Below are 20,992 nucleotides of genomic sequence, written 5' to 3'. Positions count from 1 at the left end.
GGCCAAGGTTTGCCAAGCCGCGCCGTGCAATCGTCAATCATGCTTGGGGGTCTGTTCCCACCGCACCCACATACATTCTTGACTTGAGGCTAATTGAACCGAAATCCGCTGTACAGATTCCGCAAGCGAGTCACCATTCGTCTGCTGCCTCCGCGACACAAGGGTTGATTTCCACACACGGGCGCGCGGGATCGATGGACCGGCTAGGATATTGAAAAATGTAGTTTCTATGGCAACCGGCATCCCAACGCCGTTGCCCGGATACGCGACCACCCTGGTGTTGGCCGACCATCGGCTTAGGCCTGAGCTGTCAACAATTTGAACGACTAATGCGCACTCCACCCGCACCGGAAACAAGGTCGGCCAAAGGCTGCGGTTCCGGGGCTGCAAGGCCCCGAGAACGCAATCTTCCAACGCTAGGAGGCCGGTCACCCCGCGTCGCGCCCTTCGGTGTCGGACATATCGAAGTTCAGATACTTGGCGACTGTTTGCACGTCCTTGTCGCCGCGTCCGCACATGTTCATGCAGATGATGTGATCCTTGGGCAGCTCCGGCGCGATCTTCATGACATGCGCCAGTGCGTGGCTGGGTTCGAGCGCGGGAATGATGCCCTCGGTCGCGCAGCACAGCTGGAACGCCTCAAGAGCCTCTTTGTCGGTGATCGACACATATTGCGCGCGCCCGATATCGTGCAGCCATGAATGTTCAGGGCCGATGCCCGGATAGTCGAGCCCGGCCGAGATCGAATACCCCTCGAGGATCTGGCCGTCGTCATCCTGCAGCAGATAAGTCCGGTTGCCATGCAGCACGCCGGGCCGACCGCCCGTGAGCGAGGCGCAATGCTCCATCTTTTGGTTGACGCCCTTGCCGCCCGCTTCGACGCCGATGATGTTGACCGAAGGATCATCCAGGAACGGATAAAACAGCCCCATGGCGTTCGAGCCGCCGCCGATCGCCGCGATGATCGTGTCCGGCAGACGACCCTCGGCCTTCATCATCTGCTCCTTGGCTTCCTTGCCGATGATCGACTGGAAGTCGCGCACCATCGCCGGGTACGGGTGCGGCCCGGCGACCGTACCGATGCAATAGAACGTGTCGCGCACATTGGTCACCCAGTCGCGCAGCGCGTCGTTCATCGCGTCCTTCAGGGTACCGCGGCCCGAGGTCACCGGAATCACCTCAGCCCCCAGCAAACGCATGCGGAACACGTTGGGCGCCTGCCGCTGGACATCATGCGCACCCATGTAGACCACGCATTTCAGACCAAACTTGGCGCAGACCGTCGCGGTGGCGACACCGTGCTGCCCGGCCCCGGTTTCGGCGATGATCCGGGTCTTTCCCATGCGACGCGCCAGGATGATCTGACCCAGCACGTTGTTGATCTTGTGCGCGCCGGTGTGGTTCAGCTCGTCGCGCTTCATATAGATCTTGGCACCGCCCAGATGCTCGGTCAGGCGTTCGGCATGATAAAGGGGCGACGGACGGCCAACATAATTGGCCCACAGATCATCCATCTCAGCCCAGAAACTCGGGTCGGTCTTGGCCTTCTCGTACTCCTCCTCCAGCGACAGGATCAGCGGCATCAGCGTTTCGCTGACGAACCGTCCGCCGAAGATGCCAAAGCGGCCGTTTTCATCCGGGCCGGACATGAAGGAATTGAACAGATCATTGGCCATGGTGGTCTCCATCATCTTGCCCAACGTTCATAGGTGCTGGCGGCGGGATTTGCCATCGCAAATCGCGGCAATCGGGGCGAGGCAAACCGTTCAGCCCGGCACCAACAGCCCTGGGCGGTCATCGCGTCGCGCGAATGAAGGCGTCGACCAGAGCCGGGTCCTTGACGCCCGGCGCCGATTCCACGCCCGACGAGACATCGACCTGCCGTGCGCCGGTCATCCGCACTGCTTCGGCCACGTTGTCAGGCGTCAACCCTCCGGCCAGCATCCAAGGCCGGCGCCAATATTTACGCCCGGCCAGCAGCCGCCAATCGAAGGCCAACCCATTGCCCCCCGGAAGATCGGCGTTCTTGGGAGGCTTGGCGTCGATCAGCAACTGGTCGGCCACGTCGGAATAGAGGTCGATCGCTGCCAGGTCCGCCTCGTCCGCAACGCCAATGGCCTTCATCACCGGCAGGCCGAAACGGCTACGAATCTCGGAAACGCGCGCGGGGTTCTCCTTGCCGTGAAGCTGAAGCATGTCCAGCGGAACCATGTCCAACAGCCGGTCCAGCTCGGCATCGGTGGCATCGACCGTCAAAGCGACCTTGGCCACCCCCACGGGGACATGGCTTGTCAGGTCGCGCGCTGCGGCGGGTTCCAGATGCCGCGGAGATTTCGGAAAAAACACGAACCCCACATAGCGCGCGCCCGCATCAACGGCGGCACGCAACGCATCCGGTGCGGTCAGGCCGCAGATCTTGACGCTGATTTCGCCGGGCATCAGTACGCTCAGCTGGCCTCGTCCAGCAGGGCAAGCACATCGTCCTCACCCTCGCTCTGTTTTTTCTTCAGCTTTTTGACCTCGCGCTCAAGCTTGCGCACCTCGGTGGATTTCACCGACGCATCGCGGCGATGCTTGTGCTCGCGCAACCACTCCCACAGAAAACCGATGACAAGACCGGCGACCACGCCGCCCAGGACCACAAGAAACAGGGGCAGATTTGTCGAAAGATTGAAGCCCAGCAACTCGGCCAAGGCATCTGGCATCAGCTTTAACTGTACCATTTGCCGGTTGGCCAAGGAGACTGAGACCAGGACGATTCCCAGCGCCGCCAGGAACCCGTATCGAATGTAGCGCATCATGAGATCACGCCTTACCGTTCAAACGGTCCCTAAGCAACTTCCCTGTTTTGAAAAACGGCACGCATTTTTCCTCGACCTGAACTGTTTCACCGGTGCGCGGGTTGCGGCCAACGCGTGCATCCCGTTTTTTCACCGAAAATGCGCCAAAACCGCGCAGCTCGACACGGTCGCCACGTGACATGGCGTCAGTGATTTCTTCGAAAACGGTATTCACGATCCGCTCAACATCGCGCTGGTACAGATGCGGGTTTTCATCGGCAATCTTCTGAATCAGTTCTGAACGGATCATGCGTGCTACCCTCCCAGGTCACCGTGTCGTCTCGTCTACTGGTTTGGACAGTATAGGAAAAAACGCTGGCATGGGGAACGTAAACTCTGGCCGTCCGGGGCGCAATTTGCAGAAAAGAACGCGAAATTCGCGCAGCGACGTGTAATTTCAGGGAAACAAGCATGAACCTAATGCCGATTAACCCGGATTTTCAGAACGCGTTGATTCGAAAAAGAAACGGCCCCGCACGGATGTACGGGGCCGCCAATTCGGGTTTATGCCGTTGGGCCGGGCTTAGTCGCCCGACTTCAGCGCGGCGCCCAGAATGTCGCCCAGCGATGCACCCGAGTCCGACGAGCCGTACTGTTGAACGGCTTCTTTCTCTTCGGCGATTTCGCGCGCCTTGATCGACAGGCCCAGACGGCGGGTCTTGCTGTCGACGTTGGTCACGCGGACATCGACCTTGTCACCGACCGAGAAACGCTCGGGGCGCTGTTCGGCACGGTCGCGGCTCAGGTCCGAACGGCGGATGAAGGACTTCATGCCTTCGTATTCCACCTCGATGCCGCCATCTTCGATCGCGGTCACTTCGACGGTGATGACCGAGCCACGCTTCACGCCGCCCACGGCTTCGGCGAACTTGTCACCGCCCAGGGCTTTGATCGACAGCGAGATCCGCTCTTTTTCAACATCAACTTCCGAAACGACCGCCTGAACGACGTCGCCCTTGCGGTAGTTCTGGATGGCATCTTCGCCACGCTCGTCCCACGACAGGTCGGACAGGTGCACCATGCCGTCGATGTCGCCTTCCAAGCCGATGAACAGACCGAATTCGGTGATGTTCTTGACTTCGCCTTCGACCTGAGTGCCCTCGGGGTGCGTTTCTGCAAACACTTCCCACGGGTTGCGCTGGGTCTGCTTAAGGCCCAGAGACACGCGACGCTTGGCGCCGTCGATTTCCAGAACCATGACGTCGACTTCCTGACTGGTCGAAACGATCTTGCCGGGGTGGACGTTCTTCTTGGTCCAGGACATTTCGGACACGTGCACCAGACCTTCGACACCGGGCTCGAGCTCGACGAACGCACCGTAGTCGGTGATATTGGTGACGCGACCCTTGTGCACCGAACCCAGCGGGTATTTGGCGGCAACCAGATCCCACGGATCTTCCTGCAGCTGCTTCATGCCCAGGCTGATGCGGTGGGTTTCCTTGTTGATCTTGATGACCTGAACCTTGATGGTCTCGCCGATCGACAGGATTTCCGACGGGTGGTTCACACGGCGCCATGCCATGTCGGTGACGTGCAGCAGGCCGTCAACGCCACCCAGGTCAACAAAGGCACCGTATTCGGTGATGTTCTTGACGACACCCTCGACGGTCTGGCCCTCGGACAGGTTGCCGATGACTTCGGCGCGCTGTTCGGCACGCGATTCCTCCAGGATGGCGCGGCGCGACACGACGATGTTGCCACGGCGGCGGTCCATCTTCAGGATCTGGAACGGCTGCTTCAGACCCATCAGCGGGCCAGCGTCGCGCACGGGACGCACGTCAACCTGGCTGCCGGGCAGGAACGCAACTGCGCCACCCAGATCCACGGTGAAGCCGCCCTTGACGCGGCCGAAGATGGCACCTTCTACGCGCTCGTCGTCGGCATAGGCTTTTTCCAGACGATCCCAGGCCTCTTCACGGCGGGCCATCTCGCGCGAGATGACGGCTTCGCCACGGGCGTTTTCCGCGGCGCGCAGGTACACTTCGACCTCGTCGCCAACAGCGATTTCGGGGGCTTCGCCGGGATTTGCGAATTCTTTCAGATCGACCCGGCCTTCCATCTTGTAGCCTACGTCGATGATGGCCTGGCCCGCTTCGATCGCGATGACCTTGCCTTTGACAACCGAACCCTCTTCGGGGGTGTCCATTTCGAAGCTTTCGTTCAGGAGGGCTTCGAATTCCTCCATGGTTGCGTTAGCCATGTGGCGTTGTTTTCCTTTGCATAACGTTTTTTCTGGCCGAGCGGTTGTCTCCGCCGGTCTTGGAGTTGGTCCGGCAACCTGAAACAGTGCCACAAAACAAAGAGGGCCGGTTGTGTCCGACCCTGCTCGTCTCATTGTTTTATGGCTCAAATTGCCTTGTCGACGGGCGCTCTGTAGCAACTTGGCGGCCGCACCGCAAGGGTTTCCGGACGATTCCGGCGCATTCGGCGATGCCATGCAGGCTCGGGCGGTCACTCCAGCGCCCGGGCGGCCACCCTGCTGTTCGCGGCCCGGCATTTTCAAACGGTTTGTCCGCGGCCTCACATGCCCGAGGACAGCTTTTCCTGAATGACGGTGATCGCCTTTTCCAAAGCGGCCTCGATGCTCAGGTCCGTGGTGTCCAAAAGAACGGCATCGTCGGCCGGTTTCATCGGGGCCGTGCTGCGCTCGGCATCCCGCGCGTCGCGCTCGCGGACATCGGCCAGAACCTGCGCGCGGGTCACATCCGCGCCCTTCGCCACCAGTTCCAGATAACGCCGTTCGGCCCGCACTTCGGGGCTGGCGGTGACGAACAGCTTCACCTCGGCCTCGGGGCAGATCACCGTGCCGATATCCCGCCCGTCCAGCACCGCGCCGCCGGCCCGCCGTGCAAAGCTGCGCTGGAAATCGATCAAGGCCGCGCGCACCTCGGGAATCACGGCCACTTTCGACGCCGCCTGCGCGATCTCGGCGGTGCGCAGGTCGCCCTGCTCCAACTCCTCGGCCGTCAGGGACCGCGCCGCCTCGACCGGGTCGGTGCCGTCCAGCGTGCGTCGGCCGACCGCGCGGTACAGCAGCCCGGTGTCCAGATGCGCCAGCCCGAAATGCGCGGCAACGGCCTTGGAGATCGTGCCCTTGCCCGCCGCTGCCGGACCGTCGATGGCGACGGTAAAGCTCATGTGCGCTCGACCTTGGCGCCCAAGCCGTTCATCAAAGGCTCGAAGATCGGGAACGAGGTCGCGATCGGGCTGCCGTCATCGACCGAGACCGCCTGTTGCGCGCCCATGCCCATCACCATGAACGACATGGCGATGCGGTGGTCCAGAAAGCTTTCGCAGGTGCCGCCACCGGGCACGCCGCCGATGCCCAGCCCGTCGACCGACCACCAGTCATCGCCCTCGTCAACCGTGACACCGTTGGCCCGCAAGCCACGCGCCATGGCGTCGATGCGGTCGCTTTCCTTGACGCGCAGTTCCTTGACGCCGCCCATCATCGTCTTGCCGGTGGCGTTGGCCGCAACCACCGACAGCACCGGATATTCGTCGATCATCGAGGCCGCGCGTTCGGGCGGAACGTCGATGCCCTTCATGTCGGGCGAATAGCGTGCGCGCAGATCGGCGACCGGCTCGCCGCCTTCCTCGCGCATGTTTTCATAAGTCAGATCCGCACCCATCTCGCGCAGCGTGGTGAACAGGCCCGCGCGCGTGGGGTTCAGGCCGATACCCGGCACCAGAACGTCCGAGCCCGGCGTAATCAGGGCCGCACAGACCGGGAAGGCCGCGCTGGAGGGATCGCGCGGTACGGCAATCACCTGCGGTTTCAACTCAGGCCGGCCGGTCAGGGTGATGACCCGGCCTTCGTCGGTATCCTCGACGGTGATTTCGGCGCCGAACCCCGCCAGCATCCGCTCGGAATGGTCACGGGTGGCTTCCTTCTCGATCACCACGGTCTTGCCGGGCGCATTCAGGCCGGCCAGCAGAACGGCGGATTTCACCTGGGCCGAGGGCACCGGCACTTCGTACCGGACCGGCACCGGATCGGCCGCGCCGACGATCGTCATGGGCAGGCGCCCGCCCGAGCGGCCCACGGCCTGCGCCCCGAACAGGGCCAGCGGATCGGTCACCCGCGCCATCGGGCGTTTGTTCAGGCTGGCATCGCCGGTGAAGGTCGCGCTGATCGGGCTGGTCGCCATCGCGCCCATGATCAGGCGCACGCCCGTGCCCGAGTTGCCGCAGTCGATCACCTGATCCGGCTCGGCAAAGCCGCCCACGCCGACGCCATGCACCGTCCATTCGCCATTCCCGTGCGAGATCACCTCGGCCCCGAAGGCGCGCATCGCCTTGGCGGTGTCCAGAACGTCTTCGCCTTCCAGCAGGCCCGAGATCCGGGTCTCGCCCACGGCCATCGCCCCAAGGATCAGAGAGCGGTGCGAGATCGACTTGTCGCCCGGCACTTCGGCCGTGCCGGTCAGCGGGCCGCAGGGATGCGAGGTCATCGGGATGGGCGTGCCGTGTCCGGACATGAGGGCTCCTTTTGCGCTATCAGTGCCCCTGCCGATTAGCGAATTGGCGCCGCAGCGTCCAGCCGCAATCACCCGTTGCGGCGGAAGGTCAGGTAGTGCGGCGTGCGGCCTTCACGCAGGGCTTTCTGCTCGTAGCGGGTGGAAATCCAGTCGTCCCACGGCTTGCGCCAATCTTCGGGCCCCTCGGCCAGCCATTCGAAACCGGCACGGGGCACCTCCTCGAGCGTCTGTCGGACGTAGTCCGGGATGTCGGTCGCCACGCGGAAGATCGCGCCGGGTTTCAGCACACGTGCCAGCGGCTCCAGATGCTCGGGGGTCACGAAGCGGCGGCGGTGGTGCCGCTTTTTGGGCCACGGATCGGGATAGAGCAGAAACGCGCGCGAAATGCTGGCATCGGGCAGCACGTCGAACAGGTCGCGCACATCGCCGGGATGCACCGCCAGGTTGGTCACTTCGGCCCGGCGGATCTTGCCCAGCAGCATGGCCACGCCGTTGATGAACGGCTCGGCGCCGATGATGCCGATATCGGGGTTCTGCTGCGCCTGGTGCACCAGATGCTCACCACCGCCGAACCCGACCTCAAGCCATACCGGCTTGCCGCCGAACAGCGCGTCTAGGTCGATAGGGGTGCGGTCGGGGTTGCTGTCCCAATCCACCGCGCCCGGCGACAGGGCGGCCAGGTCCTCGGACAGATAGGTCTTTTGGCTGGGCTTCAGGGTCTTGCCCTTGAAGCGGCCGTAGAAGTTTCTGCGGGGGCGTTCGGGTGACTGGGTGCTCATGCCGGTGCCCTTACTGCGGCGGCGTTTGCGTTGCAAGGGTCGGGCCGCGCCGGAGGGGCGCCCTTCGAAACGGAAACGGCGCGCCACATCGGACGCGCCATGCCGTGTTTTGTTTCCCGATGCCGGCTCAGACAGCCTTTTTCAAGTCCTCGACCAGATCGGTCCGCTCCCAGCTGAAGCCGCCGTCGGCATCCGGTTCACGCCCGAAATGCCCATAGGCCGCGGTGCGCTGATAGATCGGCCTGTTCAGTTGCAGATGCTCGCGGATGCCGCGCGGGGTCAGGTCCATTACCTGCCCGACGGCCCGTTCAATCGAGGCGTCGTCAACCTGTCCGGTGCCGTGGGTGTCGGCGTAGATCGAAAGCGGCTTGGACACGCCGATCGCATAGCTCAGCTGGATCGTACAACGCTCGGCCATGCCGGCGGCCACGACGTTCTTGGCCAGATACCGCGCGGCATAGGCCGCCGACCGGTCGACCTTGGTCGGGTCCTTGCCCGAAAACGCCCCACCCCCATGCGGGGCCGCACCGCCATAGGTATCGACGATGATCTTGCGCCCGGTAAGGCCGGCATCGCCGTCGGGGCCGCCGATGACGAACTTGCCGGTGGGGTTCACATGCCAGTCGGTCTGGTCGGTCAGCCAGCCTTCGGGCAGGATCTCTCGCACATAGGGTTCGACGATCTGGCGGATGTCGTCCGACGTCAACGCTTCGTCCAGATGCTGCGTGGACAGCACGATCGAGCTGACGCCCACCGGCTTGCCGTTGCGGTAGATCACCGACAACTGCGACTTGGCATCGGGTCCCAGCGCAGGCTCGGCGCCGCTTTTGCGAACCTCGGCCAGGCGGCGCAGGATTGCATGCGCATACTGGATCGGCGCCGGCATCAGGGCCGGGGTTTCCGTTGTGGCGTAACCGAACATGATGCCCTGATCGCCTGCGCCTTCGTCTTTGTCGCCCGACGCATTCACCCCCTGTGCGATATGCGCGGATTGCTCGTGAAGCAGGTTCGTCACCTCGACCGTTTCGTGGTGGAACTTGTCCTGCTCGTACCCGATATCCTTGATACAGGCGCGCGCGATCTCTTCGATCCGGCCCATGTAGTCATGGAGCCGCTCCTGATCCGACAGCCCGACCTCACCCCCGATCACCACACGATCGGTAGTGGCAAAGGTCTCACACGCTACGCGCGCTTCGGGTTCTTCGCTCAGAAAGGCATCGAGGACTGCATCGGAAATACGGTCACAGACCTTATCGGGATGCCCTTCGGAAACGGATTCCGAAGTAAAGGTGTAGTTCTGTCGGGACATGAAAGCGCTCCATTAAGATTTCCCCCGTCACGCCAGGAAGCCGTTGTGACGGGCATCCGACGGGATACGCCCCCAGAAACAGACGGTCAATCGGTATTTATTCGCCAACAGGCCGAACGTTGCGCCCAAGCAGCACGAACAGGCCCACCAGAAGCACAAACACCGGAAAATCCCCGAACCGCGAATAAGGGGTCGGCGGCAATGGCAGCGGCAGGCCGGCATCGACATGCCCCGCCTGGCCCAGCGGCAGCGCAGCGGTCACGTTGCCCAGCGGGTCGATCATCGCCGAAACGCCGGTATTGGCAGACCGGGCCAGCGGCAGCCCCTGTTCGATCGCACGCATTCTGGCCTGGGCCAAGTGCTGGTACGGGCCCGACCGAGTCCCGAACCAGGCATCGTTGGTGACCTGCAACAGCAGGCTGGGCCGTTCAGGTCCGGCGGCGGCAATCTGCGGGAAAATGGCCTCGTAGCAGATCAGCGGCAGAACGCTCCCCAGATCTCCGGCCCGCAACAGGCGCGGACCGGGACCGGCGCTGAATCCGCTTCCGGTCGTGGCGGCCAGGCCGCTCAGCCCGAACCGCTCCAGCAGATCGCCCAAGGGGATGTATTCGCCGAACGGCACCAGATGATGTTTGTCATACAGGCCTGCCCGCTTTCCGGATTCATCCAGATACACCACCGAGTTGTAGATGCGCAGCCCCTCGGCCCGCTGAATTCCCAGAACCATCGGGGTGCCCTGCGCGGCATCGGCAATGGCGTCGAGATAGGGCTGCGCGCTGTCCAGCCACGCCGGCACCGAGGTTTCGGGCCAGACGATCAGGTGGGGCCTGGGTTCGGCGGCCGTGAACTCGATCTGGCGCGCAAAGAACACGGGCGTGAAGGCCGGGTCCCATTTCTGGTGCTGGGGGGCATTTGGCTGGTTGAGGCGCACGATCTTTCCGGTCTGCGCAACCGGTGGCCGCATGGCGGCATAGGCCGTAGCCAGCCCGGCACAGACCGCAATCGCGACCAAAGGCCCCACCGCATGCCGCGCCGGACGATCGCCAACCAAAGCAGCGCCCAGCGGCAGAAACAAAAACAGGGTCAGCGCACCCAGACCATAGGGGCCGACCAGGGCCAATACCTGCGCGACATACGTATCCACCCAGATCTGCGCCAGACCCGCCCAAGGGAACCCCGTCAGAGCATATCCGCGCGCAAACTCGGCCAGGGACACGGCCAGCGCCAGCAACATGGCCCGGCGGATCGCCGTTCCCCGCACCCGATGCACCAGCCCAAACGCCACCGCCCAGAACAGGGCCAGCCCGCCCGCCATGAACACGAGCGCAAACGGCGCCATCCAGCCATGGCGTTCGGGCTCAACCAGAAACGGCTCGATGATCCACGAGAGCGCATGCGAGAAATAGCCGGTCGCAAAAAACCAGCCGACTGCGGCCACGCCCGTGCGGGTCTCGCTGGCCAAGAACAGCGGCGTCAACAGAACCAACGATACAGCAGTGGCCCACCAATACCCAAATGGCGCCAGACCAAATGCCGCAACCACACCCAGCCCGGCGGCCGCCAGGTACCGCACAGCGCGCGACCACCGCTTCGCTGGGTTCATGCAGCCATATCCGGCACCATCACGCGCAAACGCTTGATCCGGCGCGGGTCGGCATCGATCACCTCGAATTCCGGCCCGTCGGGATGTTGGACCACCTCGCCTCGCGCCGGCACGCGCCCTGAAAGCATGAAGACCAGACCGCCCAGAGTTTCGATTTCTTCCTCGTCCACGTCCTCGTGATTGGTCAGAGACCTGCCGATCTCGGCCTCGAAATCCTGAAGCGGCGCCTTGGCCTGTACGATGTAGCAGCCGGGCCGCTCCTGGACCCACATCTGGTCTTCGTCGGCGTCATGCTCGTCTTCGATCTCGCCGACCACCTGTTCGATCAGGTCTTCGATGGTCACCAGACCGTCAACACCGCCATATTCGTCGATCACCAGCGCCATGTGGCGCCGCTCGGTCTGCATCTTGGCCAGCAAAACGCCAATCGGCATGGACGGTGGCACGAACAGAAGCGGCCGAAGCATCGAGCGCAGGTCGAACGGCTTGGTACTGCCATTGAACCCGTGGGTCAGCGCAAAATCCTTCAGGTGGACGAAGCCAAGCGGCGTGTCCAACGTGCCCTCATAGACCGGAATGCGCGACAGGCCGCTCTCGCGGAAGACCTGCGCCAGCTCATCCTTGCCGATCGTTACTGGAACCGAGACGATATCTGCCGACGGTATGGCCACGTCCTCCACCCGCATCCGCCGCAGGTTGATCATGCCACGAGGCTGCACTGTTTCGGCCGCATGCCCGTTGACCGCGCCGCCCGTGTCTTCGCTGTTTGGAGAGAACGCTTCCAGCAAGCGCGAGAAAAGCCCGCTTTTCTCTTTGGTTTCGTCGCCGTTCCGTGAATGCGCGCTTTGCGCTGCCCCAGAACTGCCGTCTATGTCGCCCATTTTCCTGTTCCAGTTGATCGGGCACAAGGCCCCATGTCACGCATTATATGGGTTACCGATACCCATTTTGCCAAGTATTTCGATTTCGCACCGCTCCATCACAGTGGCGTCCTGGTCACGAACGTGGTCATAGCCCAACAAATGCAACATTCCGTGAACGATCAGATGCGTGACATGGTCGTCCATCGGTTTTCCGACCTCCTCCGCCTCGCGCCGGCAGGTATCGAACGAGATCGCGATGTCGCCCAACGCGATCTCGCCGGTGAAATCCGGTTCCGGTAAGGGCGGCGTAGCACCGGGATCTTCGGGGGCCAGATCCTCGGCCGGCCAGCTCAGCACGTTTGTGGGTGCGGGCTTGCCTCGGAATTCGGCGTTCAGCTCGGCGATTCGGGCATCGTCGCAGCCCAGTATGCTGACCTCGCACAAGTCGGGGTCCAGCCCCAGATGCGCAAGCGTTGCCGAAACCGCCTTGCGGGACAGCGCCTCCAACCGCTGCCAGCGGGCATCCTCGATGGAGATCTCCAGGTTCATGTCGCACTGCTCCACGGCCGACGGGCTGTCGGATTTCAGCCGGCCTCCCGGCCTGAATCGGCCTCATACGCCTCGATGATCGCGGCGACAAGCGGGTGGCGCACGACGTCCTTGGATGTGAAGTAGTTGAAACCGATGTTCGGGATCGTCTTCAGCAACCGTTCCGCATCGGCAAGCCCCGAAGCGACGCCCCGCGGCAGATCGACCTGCGACCGATCCCCCGTGATGACCATCCGGCTGCCTTCGCCCAAGCGGGTCAGGAACATCTTCATCTGCATGGTCGTGGCATTCTGCGCCTCGTCCAGAACGACGAAGGCATTCGAAAGGGTCCGCCCGCGCATGAAGGCCAGCGGCGCGATTTCGATCCGCTTTTCTTCGATCAACTTGGCCAGTTGCTTGCCCGGCAGAAAGTCGTTCAGCGCATCATAAAGTGGCTGCATGTAGGGATCGACCTTGTCCTTCATGTCGCCCGGCAGATAGCCCAGCTTTTCGCCCGCCTCGACGGCCGGGCGGCTGAGGATGATCCGGTCCACATGCCCGCCGATGAACATCGAAACACCGACCGCCACGGCCAGATAGGTCTTGCCCGTCCCGGCCGGCCCGATGCCAAAGGCAAGCTCGTTTTGGAACAGGGACTGAACATAGGCCTTCTGCGCGTCGGTCCGGGGTTCGACCAGCTTCTTGCGGGTCTTGATTTCGACCGGTCCGCCCTTGAACATCTCGAGCTGATCGCCATCACGCGAGCCGGTGCCGGCCTCGGAGTTGCCCATCCGCAATTCGCGATCCACATCGGCGGCTGCGACATCGCGGCCACCTTCCAACCGGGCGTAAAGGGCCTGCAGAACCTCAATCGCCTGTTTCTGCGCCTCCTCGTCGCCCATCACAACCAACTGATTGCCGCGGCGGACGATCTGAACAGTCAGCTTGCTTTCGATGTCGGCCAGGTTGCGGTCATATTCACCGCAAAGGTCAATCAACAGCCGGTTGTCGGGAAATTCCAGAAACGCCTCGCCGTGGGGCATTTCGTTTTGCGGTGGGGTCAGGGCACCGATGGCCAATCCGTTCTCCTGTCTTGGCGTTGTCATCCCAAGCGTAGACAACAAGGATCGGTGGGCGCAAGCCACAGTTTCAGGAATTTGCTTGGGTGTGAACAAATCCGCCAATACCAAATGCGCGGGCACAATGCCCAACGCGGTTTCAGAACCGATAGTTCAAACCAAACCTCAGCCCCTTGTAGCTGGGTGTGGATTTCGTCGAGAAACCCGAACCGAAATCGATGACTTCCGACTGGAATTGAACATACTCGAACTCACCGGTGATGGACCAGTTGTTGCCCAACTGGTGTTCGGCCCCGATGCTGGCCGTGAAACCGTTGCGGCTGTCGTCGTTGTCGAATGATTGCGTGGTTCCACCGCTGGTGATGCTATTGGTGGTGGTGATATCGCCATAGACCAGCCCAAGCGTCAGGAAGTAAAGCACCGTACCACTGGGATTGGTCAGGCCGTTCTTGAAACGAACAGACATCACGTTGTTGATTTCAGAGCCGCCGCGAACCACCGTGCCCGCAATATCGGTCACCACGTCATCGTCCAGACCGGACCAGTCGTACCCCAATTCGAAACCGTAGACATAATCTCGGCCCCCCGTGGCGGGAACGACACCGCGCCAACCGCCGCGGACCCCGCCATAGTACCCTTTCAGATCCAGTTCTCCGATGGGGAAGGTGCGGATGGGCGTGGTCAGACCGAATCGATCGGAACCACCAGACCCATAGGCCCCGCTGATCCCGACATAGAAGGCGCTGACATCATCCGTGTACCGCTGAGGCCCGACCACCTGAGGATCGCTAACATTTCCACCCAAGTCACTCGCCGTTGTCGATGTTCCAGCCATTGCCGCCACAGCCGCGCCTGCAAGAGTCATCCGCACCTGTCGCGCGTGCGCACCCCATACTCGTTTCACTCGTCACCTCCTTCGCCCCGTGACGGACACCATCCGAGAGCGCCTGATCCCAAACCGGGCCATGCCAGCCCAAAACTCGACTGGGCCCCTCGGACCATAGGAGCAAACACTAAATCAAGGGTAAATTTGGAGACTGCGCGTCAATTCGTGGGGCGCGACAACCATCCAAAGCGAATCAGAGCAGCTCCCCCGCAAGCGAGTTCGCCCCCGACGCCGTGATCCGGACTGGCCGGAGATCGCCGGCGGACAGCTCAGCTCCGCTGACATGCACCGCGTGCAGGTACTCGGATTTCCCAACCATCTGCCCCGGCAGCCGGCCGGGTTTCTCGAACAGGACGTTCACGGTGCGACCGACCATGGCGTCCTGAACTTCGCGCTGATGCCGCGTGATCAGGGCCTGCAGACGCTGCAGGCGATCATCCGCCTCCTGCGGATCGACCTGCGGGCGCTCGGCTGCGGGCGTGCCCGGCCGGGTCGAATACTTGAACGAATACGCATAGCCATAGCGAACCTGCTCGACCAGATCCAACGTGGCCTGAAAATCCTCTTCGGTTTCTTCCGGGAAGCCCACAATGAAATCGCCCGACATCAGGATATCGGGGCGCGCTTCCCGAATCCGCTCGATCAGACGCAGATAGCTTTCGGCGGTGTGGCTGCGGTTCATCCGCTTGAGGATCTTGTCCGACCCCGACTGCACCGGCAGGTGCAGATAGGGCATCAGCTTTTCGCAGGTGCCGTGCGCCTCGATCAGATCGTCGGTCATGTCGTTGGGGTGCGAAGTGGTGAACCGGATGCGTTCCAGCCCGTCGATCTTGTTCAACTCCCAGATCAACCCGGCCAGGGTCATGTCGCCATCGGGACCGGCCCCGTGATAGGCGTTGACGTTCTGGCCAAGCAGCGTGATCTCGCGCACGCCGCGCTCGACCAAGTCCAGCGCCTCACGCAGGATGCGGTCGGCCGGACGGCTGACCTCGGCCCCTCGGGTATAGGGCACGACGCAGAAGGCGCAGAACTTGTCACAGCCTTCCTGCACGGTCAGGAAGGCCGTCGGGCCGCGCTTGGCCTTCGGACGGTTCTTGAGCTTCTCGAACTTGTCCTCTTCGGGGAAATCGGTATCCAGCGCCTTTTCGCCCGCACGCGCCTTGGCTTCCAGTTCGGGCAGGCGGTGATAGCTCTGCGGTCCGACAACCAGATCGACCAGCGGCTGCCGGCGCATGATCTCTTCGCCCTCGGCCTGCGCCACACAGCCCGCCACGCCGATCTTCAGATCGGGTTTTTCGGCCTTCAACCCCTTGAAGCGGCCCAGTTCGGAATACACCTTCTCGGCCGCCTTTTCGCGGATGTGGCAGGTGTTCAGCAGGATCATGTCCGCATCTTCGGGCGACTGCGTTTCCACATAGCCCTGCCCGCCCAGCGCCTCGGACATGCGTTCGCTGTCATAGACGTTCATCTGACAGCCATAGGTCTTGATATACAGCTTTTTCGGTTCGGACATGGGCTGGGCCTTCTACGTTCGCTGGACCGGCGTCGTCTATACGCATCGAACGCCGCTTGCAATGCCGGCGCAATTACCCGAATTTGACCGAGAATTCCAGCGAGGCAGGCAGCAAACAGGCGATGCAGCACGATTCTCTCGATGATTTCCTCAGATCCGGGCGGGCGGCCCTGTCCAAAGGGCCGGTGGCCCTGATCTTTGCCGAGGACGACGTGGAAATCGACGGCACGCTGCGCCATCACCTCGACCTCGGATTCAAATCGGTGATCGCTTTCATGCCGCCGGATTTCGCGATGGCGCCCGACCTTACCCAGCGCGTCCACCGGGTGTCCATGCGCTGCACCCCGCGCGAGGCGGTCTTTGACGCCATCAACCGCATCATCCGCGCGGCGCCGTCGATCTGGATGTATTACTGCTACAACTCGGAATACCTGGTCTTTCCCTTCTGCGAGACGCGATCGATTGGCGAAATGCTGACCTTTCACGCCGAAGAACGCAGAGATGCGATGCTGTGCCATGTCATCGACATCTATGCCGACGACCTGACCGCACATCCAAACGGGGTCGCCCCCGATCACGCCATGCTGGACAGCACCGGATACTACGCCCACAGCCGGCACGACCGGGATGGCACCCCGCTGGAACGCCAACTGGACATGTCGGGCGGGCTGCGCTGGCGGTTCGAGGACCGCATCCCCTACGAACGGCGACGCATCGACCGCATCGGCCTGTTCAAGACCCGCAAAGGGTTGACGCTTCTGCCAGACCACAGCTTCAACGAGCCCGAGTACAACACCTATGCCTGCCCCTGGCACCACAACCTGACCGCGGCCATCTGTTCGTTCCGCGCGGCCAAGGCGCTGTGCAGCACGTCCGGGCCGGGCGACCCGATCACCAGCTTTCGCTGGCCCAACTCGGTTCCGTTCCAGTGGAATTCCAACCAACTGCTCGAACTGGGCCTGATCGAGCCGGGCCAGTGGTTCTGAAGCCGCGCCTTCAGCGCCGCAGCATTATCGGAAACCAGTCCTCGCGCAGACGCTGACCCGGCCGCATGTCATGGCCCGGAAAAGGCGGCGAGGTCCGCCCCGGACGCTCGACATAGCGCGCGTCGTCACCCACCAGACGCACCGAAAACGCCCGCCTACGCCGGTCCGAGCGGTTGCCCCGGGCGCCGTGCAGGGTGCGGAAATGAAAGGCGACCGCGTCGCCCGGCTCCATCTCGAATTCGACGATCCGCATCCCTTCGGCCTCGGGATCGGGCACCGGGATGTACTGGCCTTCGTCGGGAAAGAACCCCTCCTCCGAGACCCAGCGCGTCGGCAGAACCTCTTTTTCCCACAGATGCGAGCCGGCGACGCACCGCAGCGTGGCCTCGCGCACCGGATCCAGCGGCGACCAGAAACTGATCGTCTGCCGCCCCTCGACGAAATAGTAGGGCCCATCCTGATGCCACGGCGTGGCCATCGAGGTGCCCGGCTCTTTTACCAGCACATGGTCGTGGAACATCTGCACGGTTTCGGACTGCATCAGGTCGGCGGCGACCTCGGCCAGAGGCGAAGACTGGATGACCTCCTGAAATTGCTGAATGCGCGACCAGTTGCAGTAATCGTCGAAGAACCGGCCCGTCTCGCCCTTTTTCCTGTTTTCCGAGGCATAGGGGCCGGGCTGTTCCATGTTCAGGGCCACCCCGTCACGCAGGGATTGAACGTGATCAGCGAACAGGCCTTTGACAAGAACCACGCCGTCCTTCTGAAAGGCATCGATCATCTGTGGAGTGACAAGGGGGTGTGGCATGATGAACTCCGACTGACGTGCCCGGCGATCTGTGCACGATCGACGACTAAGTTCAACCGGAAGTTCCGACGTGAAATGCCGCAGACACCAACGGGGAAAAGGCCGCGCCTGTCAGGCCTTCTTGCGCAGGCGGATGACCACATCGACGGATGCGATCTCGACCCCGTCGGGCGCCTGGGGCAGACGCTGGATCACCAGCTGATCCGAGGGCGCATCACTCAGCCGGCCCTCGTCTTCCCAGAAGAAATGGGGGTGGTCATGGGTGTTGGTGTCGAAATAGCTTCTGGACCCGTCCACCGTGATCTCTTGCAGTACACCCGCATCGCAAAAGGCGCGCAGCGTGTTGTAGACGGTGGCCAGCGAAACGGCATCACCTCTCTTTTTGGCCGACTCGAACAGGCTTTCGGCGGTGACATGGCGGTGCCGCCCGTCTCCGACAAGCAGTTCGGCCAAGGCAACCCGTTGACGCGTCGGGCGCAGCCCGGCGTGCACCAACCAGTTCGTCGCAATGTCCCGGCTTTGATCCGTCATGAATTCGCAATCCGATTGTCTGATCCAATATATAAGTGCCGTCCGCCGGCAATTTCAATTGAAATTCATTCGCAATCCGATCGGCCCCATCCGCCCGATGTGTTCGGCTGCTCTTGCAGGACCTTGCAAACGGGTGCTAGACGAGGCCAGATTGAACCAACAGACCCCAGGCAGGAGACGCGGCAGAATGGCCCAATTCCCTAGCAGCTTTGACAAGGACGATCTGCTGAAATGCGCCCGCGGCGAATTGTTCGGCCCCGGCAACGCCCAGCTGCCCGCGCCGCCGATGCTGATGATGGACCGGATCACCGAGATCTCGGCCGACGGGGGCGCGCACGGCAAGGGCCATGTGGTTGCCGAGTTCGACATCACCCCGGACCTGTGGTTCTTTGAATGCCACTTCCCCGGCAATCCGATCATGCCCGGCTGCCTGGGCCTGGATGGCCTGTGGCAGCTGACCGGGTTCAACCTGGGCTGGCGGGGCTGGCAGGGTCGTGGCTACGCGCTGGGTGTGGGCGAAGTCAAGCTGACCGGCATGGTGCGCCCCGACCGCAAGATGCTGACCTATTACGTCGATTTCACCAAGGCCGTGCAAACCCGCCGTCTGACCATGGGAGTGGCAGATGGCCGGGTCGAGGCGGATGGCGAAGTCATCTATCAGGTCAAGGACATGAAGGTTGCATTGTCAGAAAGCTGACCTCAGCTGATCGGCAACAAGCACAGAACGGAATACAGGAGTACGCTTATGCGTCGCGTCGTCGTAACCGGATTGGGGGTCGTTTCCTCCATTGGGAACAATGCCGAAGAGGTTCTGGCCTCGCTCAAGGCAGGTAAATCCGGCATCGAGGCCAACGAACAGATGGTCGAACACGGCTTTCGCAGCCAGGTGGCCGGTTCACTCAAGATCGACGTGGCCGAGCACGTGGACAAACGCGCACTGCGGTTCATGGGCCCCGGCGCCGCCTATGCGCATATCGCGATGAGCCAGGCGATCGCCGATGCCGGCCTGACCGAAGATCAGGTCGTGAACCCGCGCACCGGCCTGGTGGCGGGTTCGGGCGGGCCGTCGACCAGCGCCATGCTGACGGCGCATCAGACCGTTCTGAAAACCGGCGCGACCAAGCGGATCGGCCCGTTTGCCGTTCCGAAGTGCATGTGCTCGACCATTTCGGCCAACCTGGCCACCGCCTTCAAGATCAAGGGCATCAACTATTCGATCACCTCGGCCTGCTCGACCTCGCTGCACTGCATCGGCAATGCGGCCGAGCAAATCATGATGGGCAAGCAGGACGTGATGTTCGCCGGCGGCGGCGAGGAACTGGACTGGACCCTATCGTGCCTGTTCGACGCGATGGGCGCGATGTCGTCCAAGTACAACGACGCGCCCGAGAAAGCCTCGCGCGCGTTCGATCAGGATCGTGACGGCTTTGTCATTTCCGGCGGCGGGGGCATCGTCGTGTTGGAAGATCTGGACCACGCGCTGGCGCGGGGCGCCAAGATTTATGCCGAGGTGACCGGCTTTGCCGCGACGTCCGACGGCCATGACATGGTCGCCCCGTCGGGCGAAGGTGGCGAGCGGGCCATGCGCCTGGCGCTGCAGACCCTGCCCGAGGGCCGGAAGGTCTCTTATATCAACGCGCACGGTACCTCGACCCCGGTCGGAGACGTGGGCGAGGTCGAGGCTGTGCGCCGCATTTTCGGCGAGGGCAGCGTGCCGCCGATTTCTTCGACCAAGTCGATGACCGGCCATGCGCAGGGCGCGGCGGGCGCGCTCGAGGCGATCTTCTGCCTGCTCATGCTCGAACATGATTTCATTGCACCGTCGATCAACGTCGACACATTGGCCGAAGGCATTCAGCCCGGCGAAATTGCCACGCAAGTGGTTGAAAACGCAGGCTTGGATAGTGTCATGACCAACAGCTTCGGCTTTGGCGGCACGAATGGCTCCATGGTTCTGTCCAAGTATAACGGGTGATCGAGATGTCAAACTGTCTGAAGGGAAAACGCGGTCTGATCATGGGCGTAGCCAATGACCGCTCGATCGCCTGGGGCATCGCCAAGGCCATGCACGAGGCCGGGGCCGAGCTGGCCTTCACCTATCAGGGCGAGGCCTTCGGCAAGCGGCTCGAGCCGCTGGCGCAAAGCTTGGGCAGCGACTTCATGGTCGATGCCGACGTGACCGACGACGCCTCGCTGGACCGGGCCTTTGGCGAATTGTCCGCGCGCTGGCCGACGATCGACTTTCTGGTCCATGCCATCGCCTATTCGGACAAGACCGAACTGACCGGCCGGTTCTTGAACACGACGCGGGCCAACTTCAAGCACTCGCTGGATGTGTCGGCCTATTCCTTCATCGAAGTCGCGCGTCGCGCCTATCCGATGATGAAGGACAATGGCGGCACCCTGCTGACCCTGACCTATCAGGGGTCGAACCGCGTGGTTCCGAACTACAACGTGATGGGCGTGGCCAAGGCGGCGCTGGAATCGGCGACCCGCTATCTGGCCAACGACCTGGGGCCCGACGGTATTCGGGTCAACGCGATTTCGCCGGGCCCGATGAAGACGCTGGCCGGTGCGGCCATCGGCGGTGCGCGCAAGACCTACAAGTTCTGCGACCAGAACGCGCCGCTGCGCTCGAACGCAACGCTCGAAGCGGTGGGCGGCACCGCCGTTTATCTGGCTTCGGATGCCGGCGCCTGCACCAGCGGTGAAATCATCCGGGTCGATGGCGGGTTCCACGTTCTGGGCATGCCTCAGCCCGATTTCATGTGACTCGATCTTTCCCT

The 20,992-nt window shown here is 62.6% G+C and carries 21 protein-coding genes and 1 riboswitch; of the genes, 4 read left to right on the top strand and 17 right to left on the bottom strand.

Features of this window, described 5'->3' with window-relative positions:
* Window positions 1-428: 428 nt before the first annotated feature.
* The 15 genes from trpB to miaB form a co-directional block, all read right to left on the bottom strand.
* Complete coding sequence (trpB, locus tag AC2FME_RS10035; RefSeq protein WP_496682055.1) at window positions 429-1,676, bottom strand: tryptophan synthase subunit beta; 1,248 nt, start codon at window positions 1,674-1,676, stop codon at window positions 429-431.
* A gap of 118 nt (window positions 1,677-1,794) precedes the next feature.
* On the bottom strand, window positions 1,795-2,439 hold the full coding sequence (locus AC2FME_RS10030; protein WP_496800347.1) for a phosphoribosylanthranilate isomerase: 645 nt from the start codon (window positions 2,437-2,439) through the stop codon (window positions 1,795-1,797).
* A gap of 8 nt (window positions 2,440-2,447) precedes the next feature.
* The gene (locus AC2FME_RS10025) at window positions 2,448-2,798 is read right to left on the bottom strand and encodes a lipopolysaccharide assembly protein LapA domain-containing protein (protein WP_496682576.1); all 351 of its coding nucleotides are present in this window, start codon (window positions 2,796-2,798) and stop codon (window positions 2,448-2,450) included.
* Window positions 2,799-2,805: 7 nt separating this feature from the next.
* Entirely contained in the window at window positions 2,806-3,090 is a 285-nt protein-coding gene (gene ihfB, locus AC2FME_RS10020) for an integration host factor subunit beta (RefSeq protein WP_149775649.1), read from the bottom strand.
* 273 nt (window positions 3,091-3,363) lie between these two features.
* Window positions 3,364-5,040, bottom strand: a complete 1,677-nt coding sequence (gene rpsA, locus AC2FME_RS10015; protein ID WP_496682571.1) for a 30S ribosomal protein S1 — start codon at window positions 5,038-5,040, stop codon at window positions 3,364-3,366.
* Window positions 5,041-5,360: 320 nt separating this feature from the next.
* Window positions 5,361-5,978 (bottom strand): (d)CMP kinase, encoded by a 618-nt coding sequence (cmk, locus tag AC2FME_RS10010; RefSeq protein ID WP_496800346.1) that lies wholly within the window; start codon window positions 5,976-5,978, stop codon window positions 5,361-5,363.
* Window positions 5,975-7,321, bottom strand: a complete 1,347-nt coding sequence (aroA, locus tag AC2FME_RS10005; protein WP_005978051.1) for a 3-phosphoshikimate 1-carboxyvinyltransferase — start codon at window positions 7,319-7,321, stop codon at window positions 5,975-5,977. The genes cmk and aroA overlap by 4 nt, the downstream gene beginning before the upstream one ends.
* Window positions 7,322-7,389: 68 nt before the next feature.
* Complete coding sequence (gene trmB, locus AC2FME_RS10000) at window positions 7,390-8,100, bottom strand: tRNA (guanosine(46)-N7)-methyltransferase TrmB (RefSeq protein WP_496682565.1); 711 nt, start codon at window positions 8,098-8,100, stop codon at window positions 7,390-7,392.
* A 127-nt stretch (window positions 8,101-8,227) separates the two neighbouring features.
* Window positions 8,228-9,409, bottom strand: a complete 1,182-nt coding sequence (gene metK / locus AC2FME_RS09995) for a methionine adenosyltransferase (protein ID WP_496800345.1) — start codon at window positions 9,407-9,409, stop codon at window positions 8,228-8,230.
* A 5-nt stretch (window positions 9,410-9,414) separates the two neighbouring features.
* Window positions 9,415-9,464: riboswitch (SAM-SAH riboswitch) on the bottom strand.
* 42 nt (window positions 9,465-9,506) lie between these two features.
* On the bottom strand, window positions 9,507-11,012 hold the full coding sequence (gene lnt, locus AC2FME_RS09990) for an apolipoprotein N-acyltransferase (RefSeq protein WP_496800344.1): 1,506 nt from the start codon (window positions 11,010-11,012) through the stop codon (window positions 9,507-9,509).
* Window positions 11,009-11,893 carry a hemolysin family protein gene (locus AC2FME_RS09985; protein ID WP_496682560.1) on the bottom strand — a complete coding sequence of 295 codons (885 nt, stop codon included), beginning with the start codon at window positions 11,891-11,893 and terminating at the stop codon, window positions 11,009-11,011. The genes lnt and AC2FME_RS09985 overlap by 4 nt, the downstream gene beginning before the upstream one ends.
* A gap of 36 nt (window positions 11,894-11,929) precedes the next feature.
* Window positions 11,930-12,424: an rRNA maturation RNase YbeY gene (gene ybeY / locus AC2FME_RS09980; RefSeq protein ID WP_496682558.1), complete on the bottom strand. Its 495-nt coding sequence runs from the start codon at window positions 12,422-12,424 to the stop codon at window positions 11,930-11,932.
* Between the two features lie 35 nt (window positions 12,425-12,459).
* Entirely contained in the window at window positions 12,460-13,482 is a 1,023-nt protein-coding gene (locus AC2FME_RS09975) for a PhoH family protein (protein WP_496682556.1), read from the bottom strand.
* Between the two features lie 139 nt (window positions 13,483-13,621).
* Window positions 13,622-14,287, bottom strand: coding sequence for an outer membrane protein (locus AC2FME_RS09970; RefSeq protein ID WP_496800343.1), 666 nt, complete (start codon window positions 14,285-14,287; stop codon window positions 13,622-13,624).
* 274 nt (window positions 14,288-14,561) lie between these two features.
* On the bottom strand, window positions 14,562-15,881 hold the full coding sequence (miaB, locus tag AC2FME_RS09965) for a tRNA (N6-isopentenyl adenosine(37)-C2)-methylthiotransferase MiaB (protein ID WP_496795536.1): 1,320 nt from the start codon (window positions 15,879-15,881) through the stop codon (window positions 14,562-14,564).
* A gap of 122 nt (window positions 15,882-16,003) precedes the next feature.
* On the opposite strand from miaB, the gene AC2FME_RS09960 reads away from it, so the two are divergent.
* Window positions 16,004-16,867, top strand: a complete 864-nt coding sequence (locus tag AC2FME_RS09960) for a hypothetical protein (RefSeq protein ID WP_496800342.1) — start codon at window positions 16,004-16,006, stop codon at window positions 16,865-16,867.
* A gap of 10 nt (window positions 16,868-16,877) precedes the next feature.
* On the opposite strand, the gene AC2FME_RS09955 is transcribed toward AC2FME_RS09960, so the two are convergent.
* Together AC2FME_RS09955 and irrA are read right to left on the bottom strand one after the other, a co-directional pair.
* Window positions 16,878-17,675, bottom strand: a complete 798-nt coding sequence (locus tag AC2FME_RS09955) for a phytanoyl-CoA dioxygenase family protein (protein ID WP_496800341.1) — start codon at window positions 17,673-17,675, stop codon at window positions 16,878-16,880.
* Between the two features lie 111 nt (window positions 17,676-17,786).
* Window positions 17,787-18,206: an iron response transcriptional regulator IrrA gene (gene irrA, locus AC2FME_RS09950; RefSeq protein WP_490360294.1), complete on the bottom strand. Its 420-nt coding sequence runs from the start codon at window positions 18,204-18,206 to the stop codon at window positions 17,787-17,789.
* A gap of 187 nt (window positions 18,207-18,393) precedes the next feature.
* Here irrA and fabA point away from each other — a divergent pair, with 187 nt between their 5' ends.
* Genes fabA through AC2FME_RS09935 form a run of 3 tightly spaced genes read left to right on the top strand, consistent with a single transcriptional unit; the run spans window position 18,394 to window position 20,978 of the window.
* Complete coding sequence (fabA, locus tag AC2FME_RS09945; protein WP_149775635.1) at window positions 18,394-18,903, top strand: bifunctional 3-hydroxydecanoyl-ACP dehydratase/trans-2-decenoyl-ACP isomerase; 510 nt, start codon at window positions 18,394-18,396, stop codon at window positions 18,901-18,903.
* Window positions 18,904-18,951: 48 nt separating this feature from the next.
* Window positions 18,952-20,181 carry a beta-ketoacyl-ACP synthase I gene (gene fabB, locus AC2FME_RS09940; protein WP_496686890.1) on the top strand — a complete coding sequence of 410 codons (1,230 nt, stop codon included), beginning with the start codon at window positions 18,952-18,954 and terminating at the stop codon, window positions 20,179-20,181.
* A gap of 5 nt (window positions 20,182-20,186) precedes the next feature.
* On the top strand, window positions 20,187-20,978 hold the full coding sequence (locus AC2FME_RS09935) for an enoyl-ACP reductase FabI (protein WP_005978083.1): 792 nt from the start codon (window positions 20,187-20,189) through the stop codon (window positions 20,976-20,978).
* Window positions 20,979-20,992: the final 14 nt, after the last annotated feature.

The sequence above is a fragment of the Ruegeria sp. BHSC026 genome (assembly GCF_059613065.1).
The sequence above is the reverse complement of the archived record's forward strand: the minus strand, read 5'-3'. Positions and strand labels throughout refer to the sequence as shown.

Coding starts and splice junctions, on each gene's coding strand:
- trpB (WP_496682055.1), bottom strand. CDS start 1,676: ATGGCCAATGATCTGTTCAATTCCTTCATGTCCGGCCCGGATGAAAAC.
- AC2FME_RS10030 (WP_496800347.1), bottom strand. CDS start 2,439: ATGCCCGGCGAAATCAGCGTCAAGATCTGCGGCCTGACCGCACCGGAT.
- AC2FME_RS10025 (WP_496682576.1), bottom strand. CDS start 2,798: ATGCGCTACATTCGATACGGGTTCCTGGCGGCGCTGGGAATCGTCCTG.
- ihfB (WP_149775649.1), bottom strand. CDS start 3,090: ATGATCCGTTCAGAACTGATTCAGAAGATTGCCGATGAAAACCCGCAT.
- rpsA (WP_496682571.1), bottom strand. CDS start 5,040: ATGGCTAACGCAACCATGGAGGAATTCGAAGCCCTCCTGAACGAAAGC.
- cmk (WP_496800346.1), bottom strand. CDS start 5,978: ATGAGCTTTACCGTCGCCATCGACGGTCCGGCAGCGGCGGGCAAGGGC.
- aroA (WP_005978051.1), bottom strand. CDS start 7,321: ATGTCCGGACACGGCACGCCCATCCCGATGACCTCGCATCCCTGCGGC.
- trmB (WP_496682565.1), bottom strand. CDS start 8,100: ATGAGCACCCAGTCACCCGAACGCCCCCGCAGAAACTTCTACGGCCGC.
- metK (WP_496800345.1), bottom strand. CDS start 9,409: ATGTCCCGACAGAACTACACCTTTACTTCGGAATCCGTTTCCGAAGGG.
- lnt (WP_496800344.1), bottom strand. CDS start 11,012: ATGAACCCAGCGAAGCGGTGGTCGCGCGCTGTGCGGTACCTGGCGGCC.
- AC2FME_RS09985 (WP_496682560.1), bottom strand. CDS start 11,893: ATGGGCGACATAGACGGCAGTTCTGGGGCAGCGCAAAGCGCGCATTCA.
- ybeY (WP_496682558.1), bottom strand. CDS start 12,424: ATGAACCTGGAGATCTCCATCGAGGATGCCCGCTGGCAGCGGTTGGAG.
- miaB (WP_496795536.1), bottom strand. CDS start 15,881: ATGTCCGAACCGAAAAAGCTGTATATCAAGACCTATGGCTGTCAGATG.
- AC2FME_RS09960 (WP_496800342.1), top strand. CDS start 16,004: ATGCAGCACGATTCTCTCGATGATTTCCTCAGATCCGGGCGGGCGGCC.
- AC2FME_RS09955 (WP_496800341.1), bottom strand. CDS start 17,675: ATGCCACACCCCCTTGTCACTCCACAGATGATCGATGCCTTTCAGAAG.
- irrA (WP_490360294.1), bottom strand. CDS start 18,206: ATGACGGATCAAAGCCGGGACATTGCGACGAACTGGTTGGTGCACGCC.
- fabA (WP_149775635.1), top strand. CDS start 18,394: ATGGCCCAATTCCCTAGCAGCTTTGACAAGGACGATCTGCTGAAATGC.
- fabB (WP_496686890.1), top strand. CDS start 18,952: ATGCGTCGCGTCGTCGTAACCGGATTGGGGGTCGTTTCCTCCATTGGG.
- AC2FME_RS09935 (WP_005978083.1), top strand. CDS start 20,187: ATGTCAAACTGTCTGAAGGGAAAACGCGGTCTGATCATGGGCGTAGCC.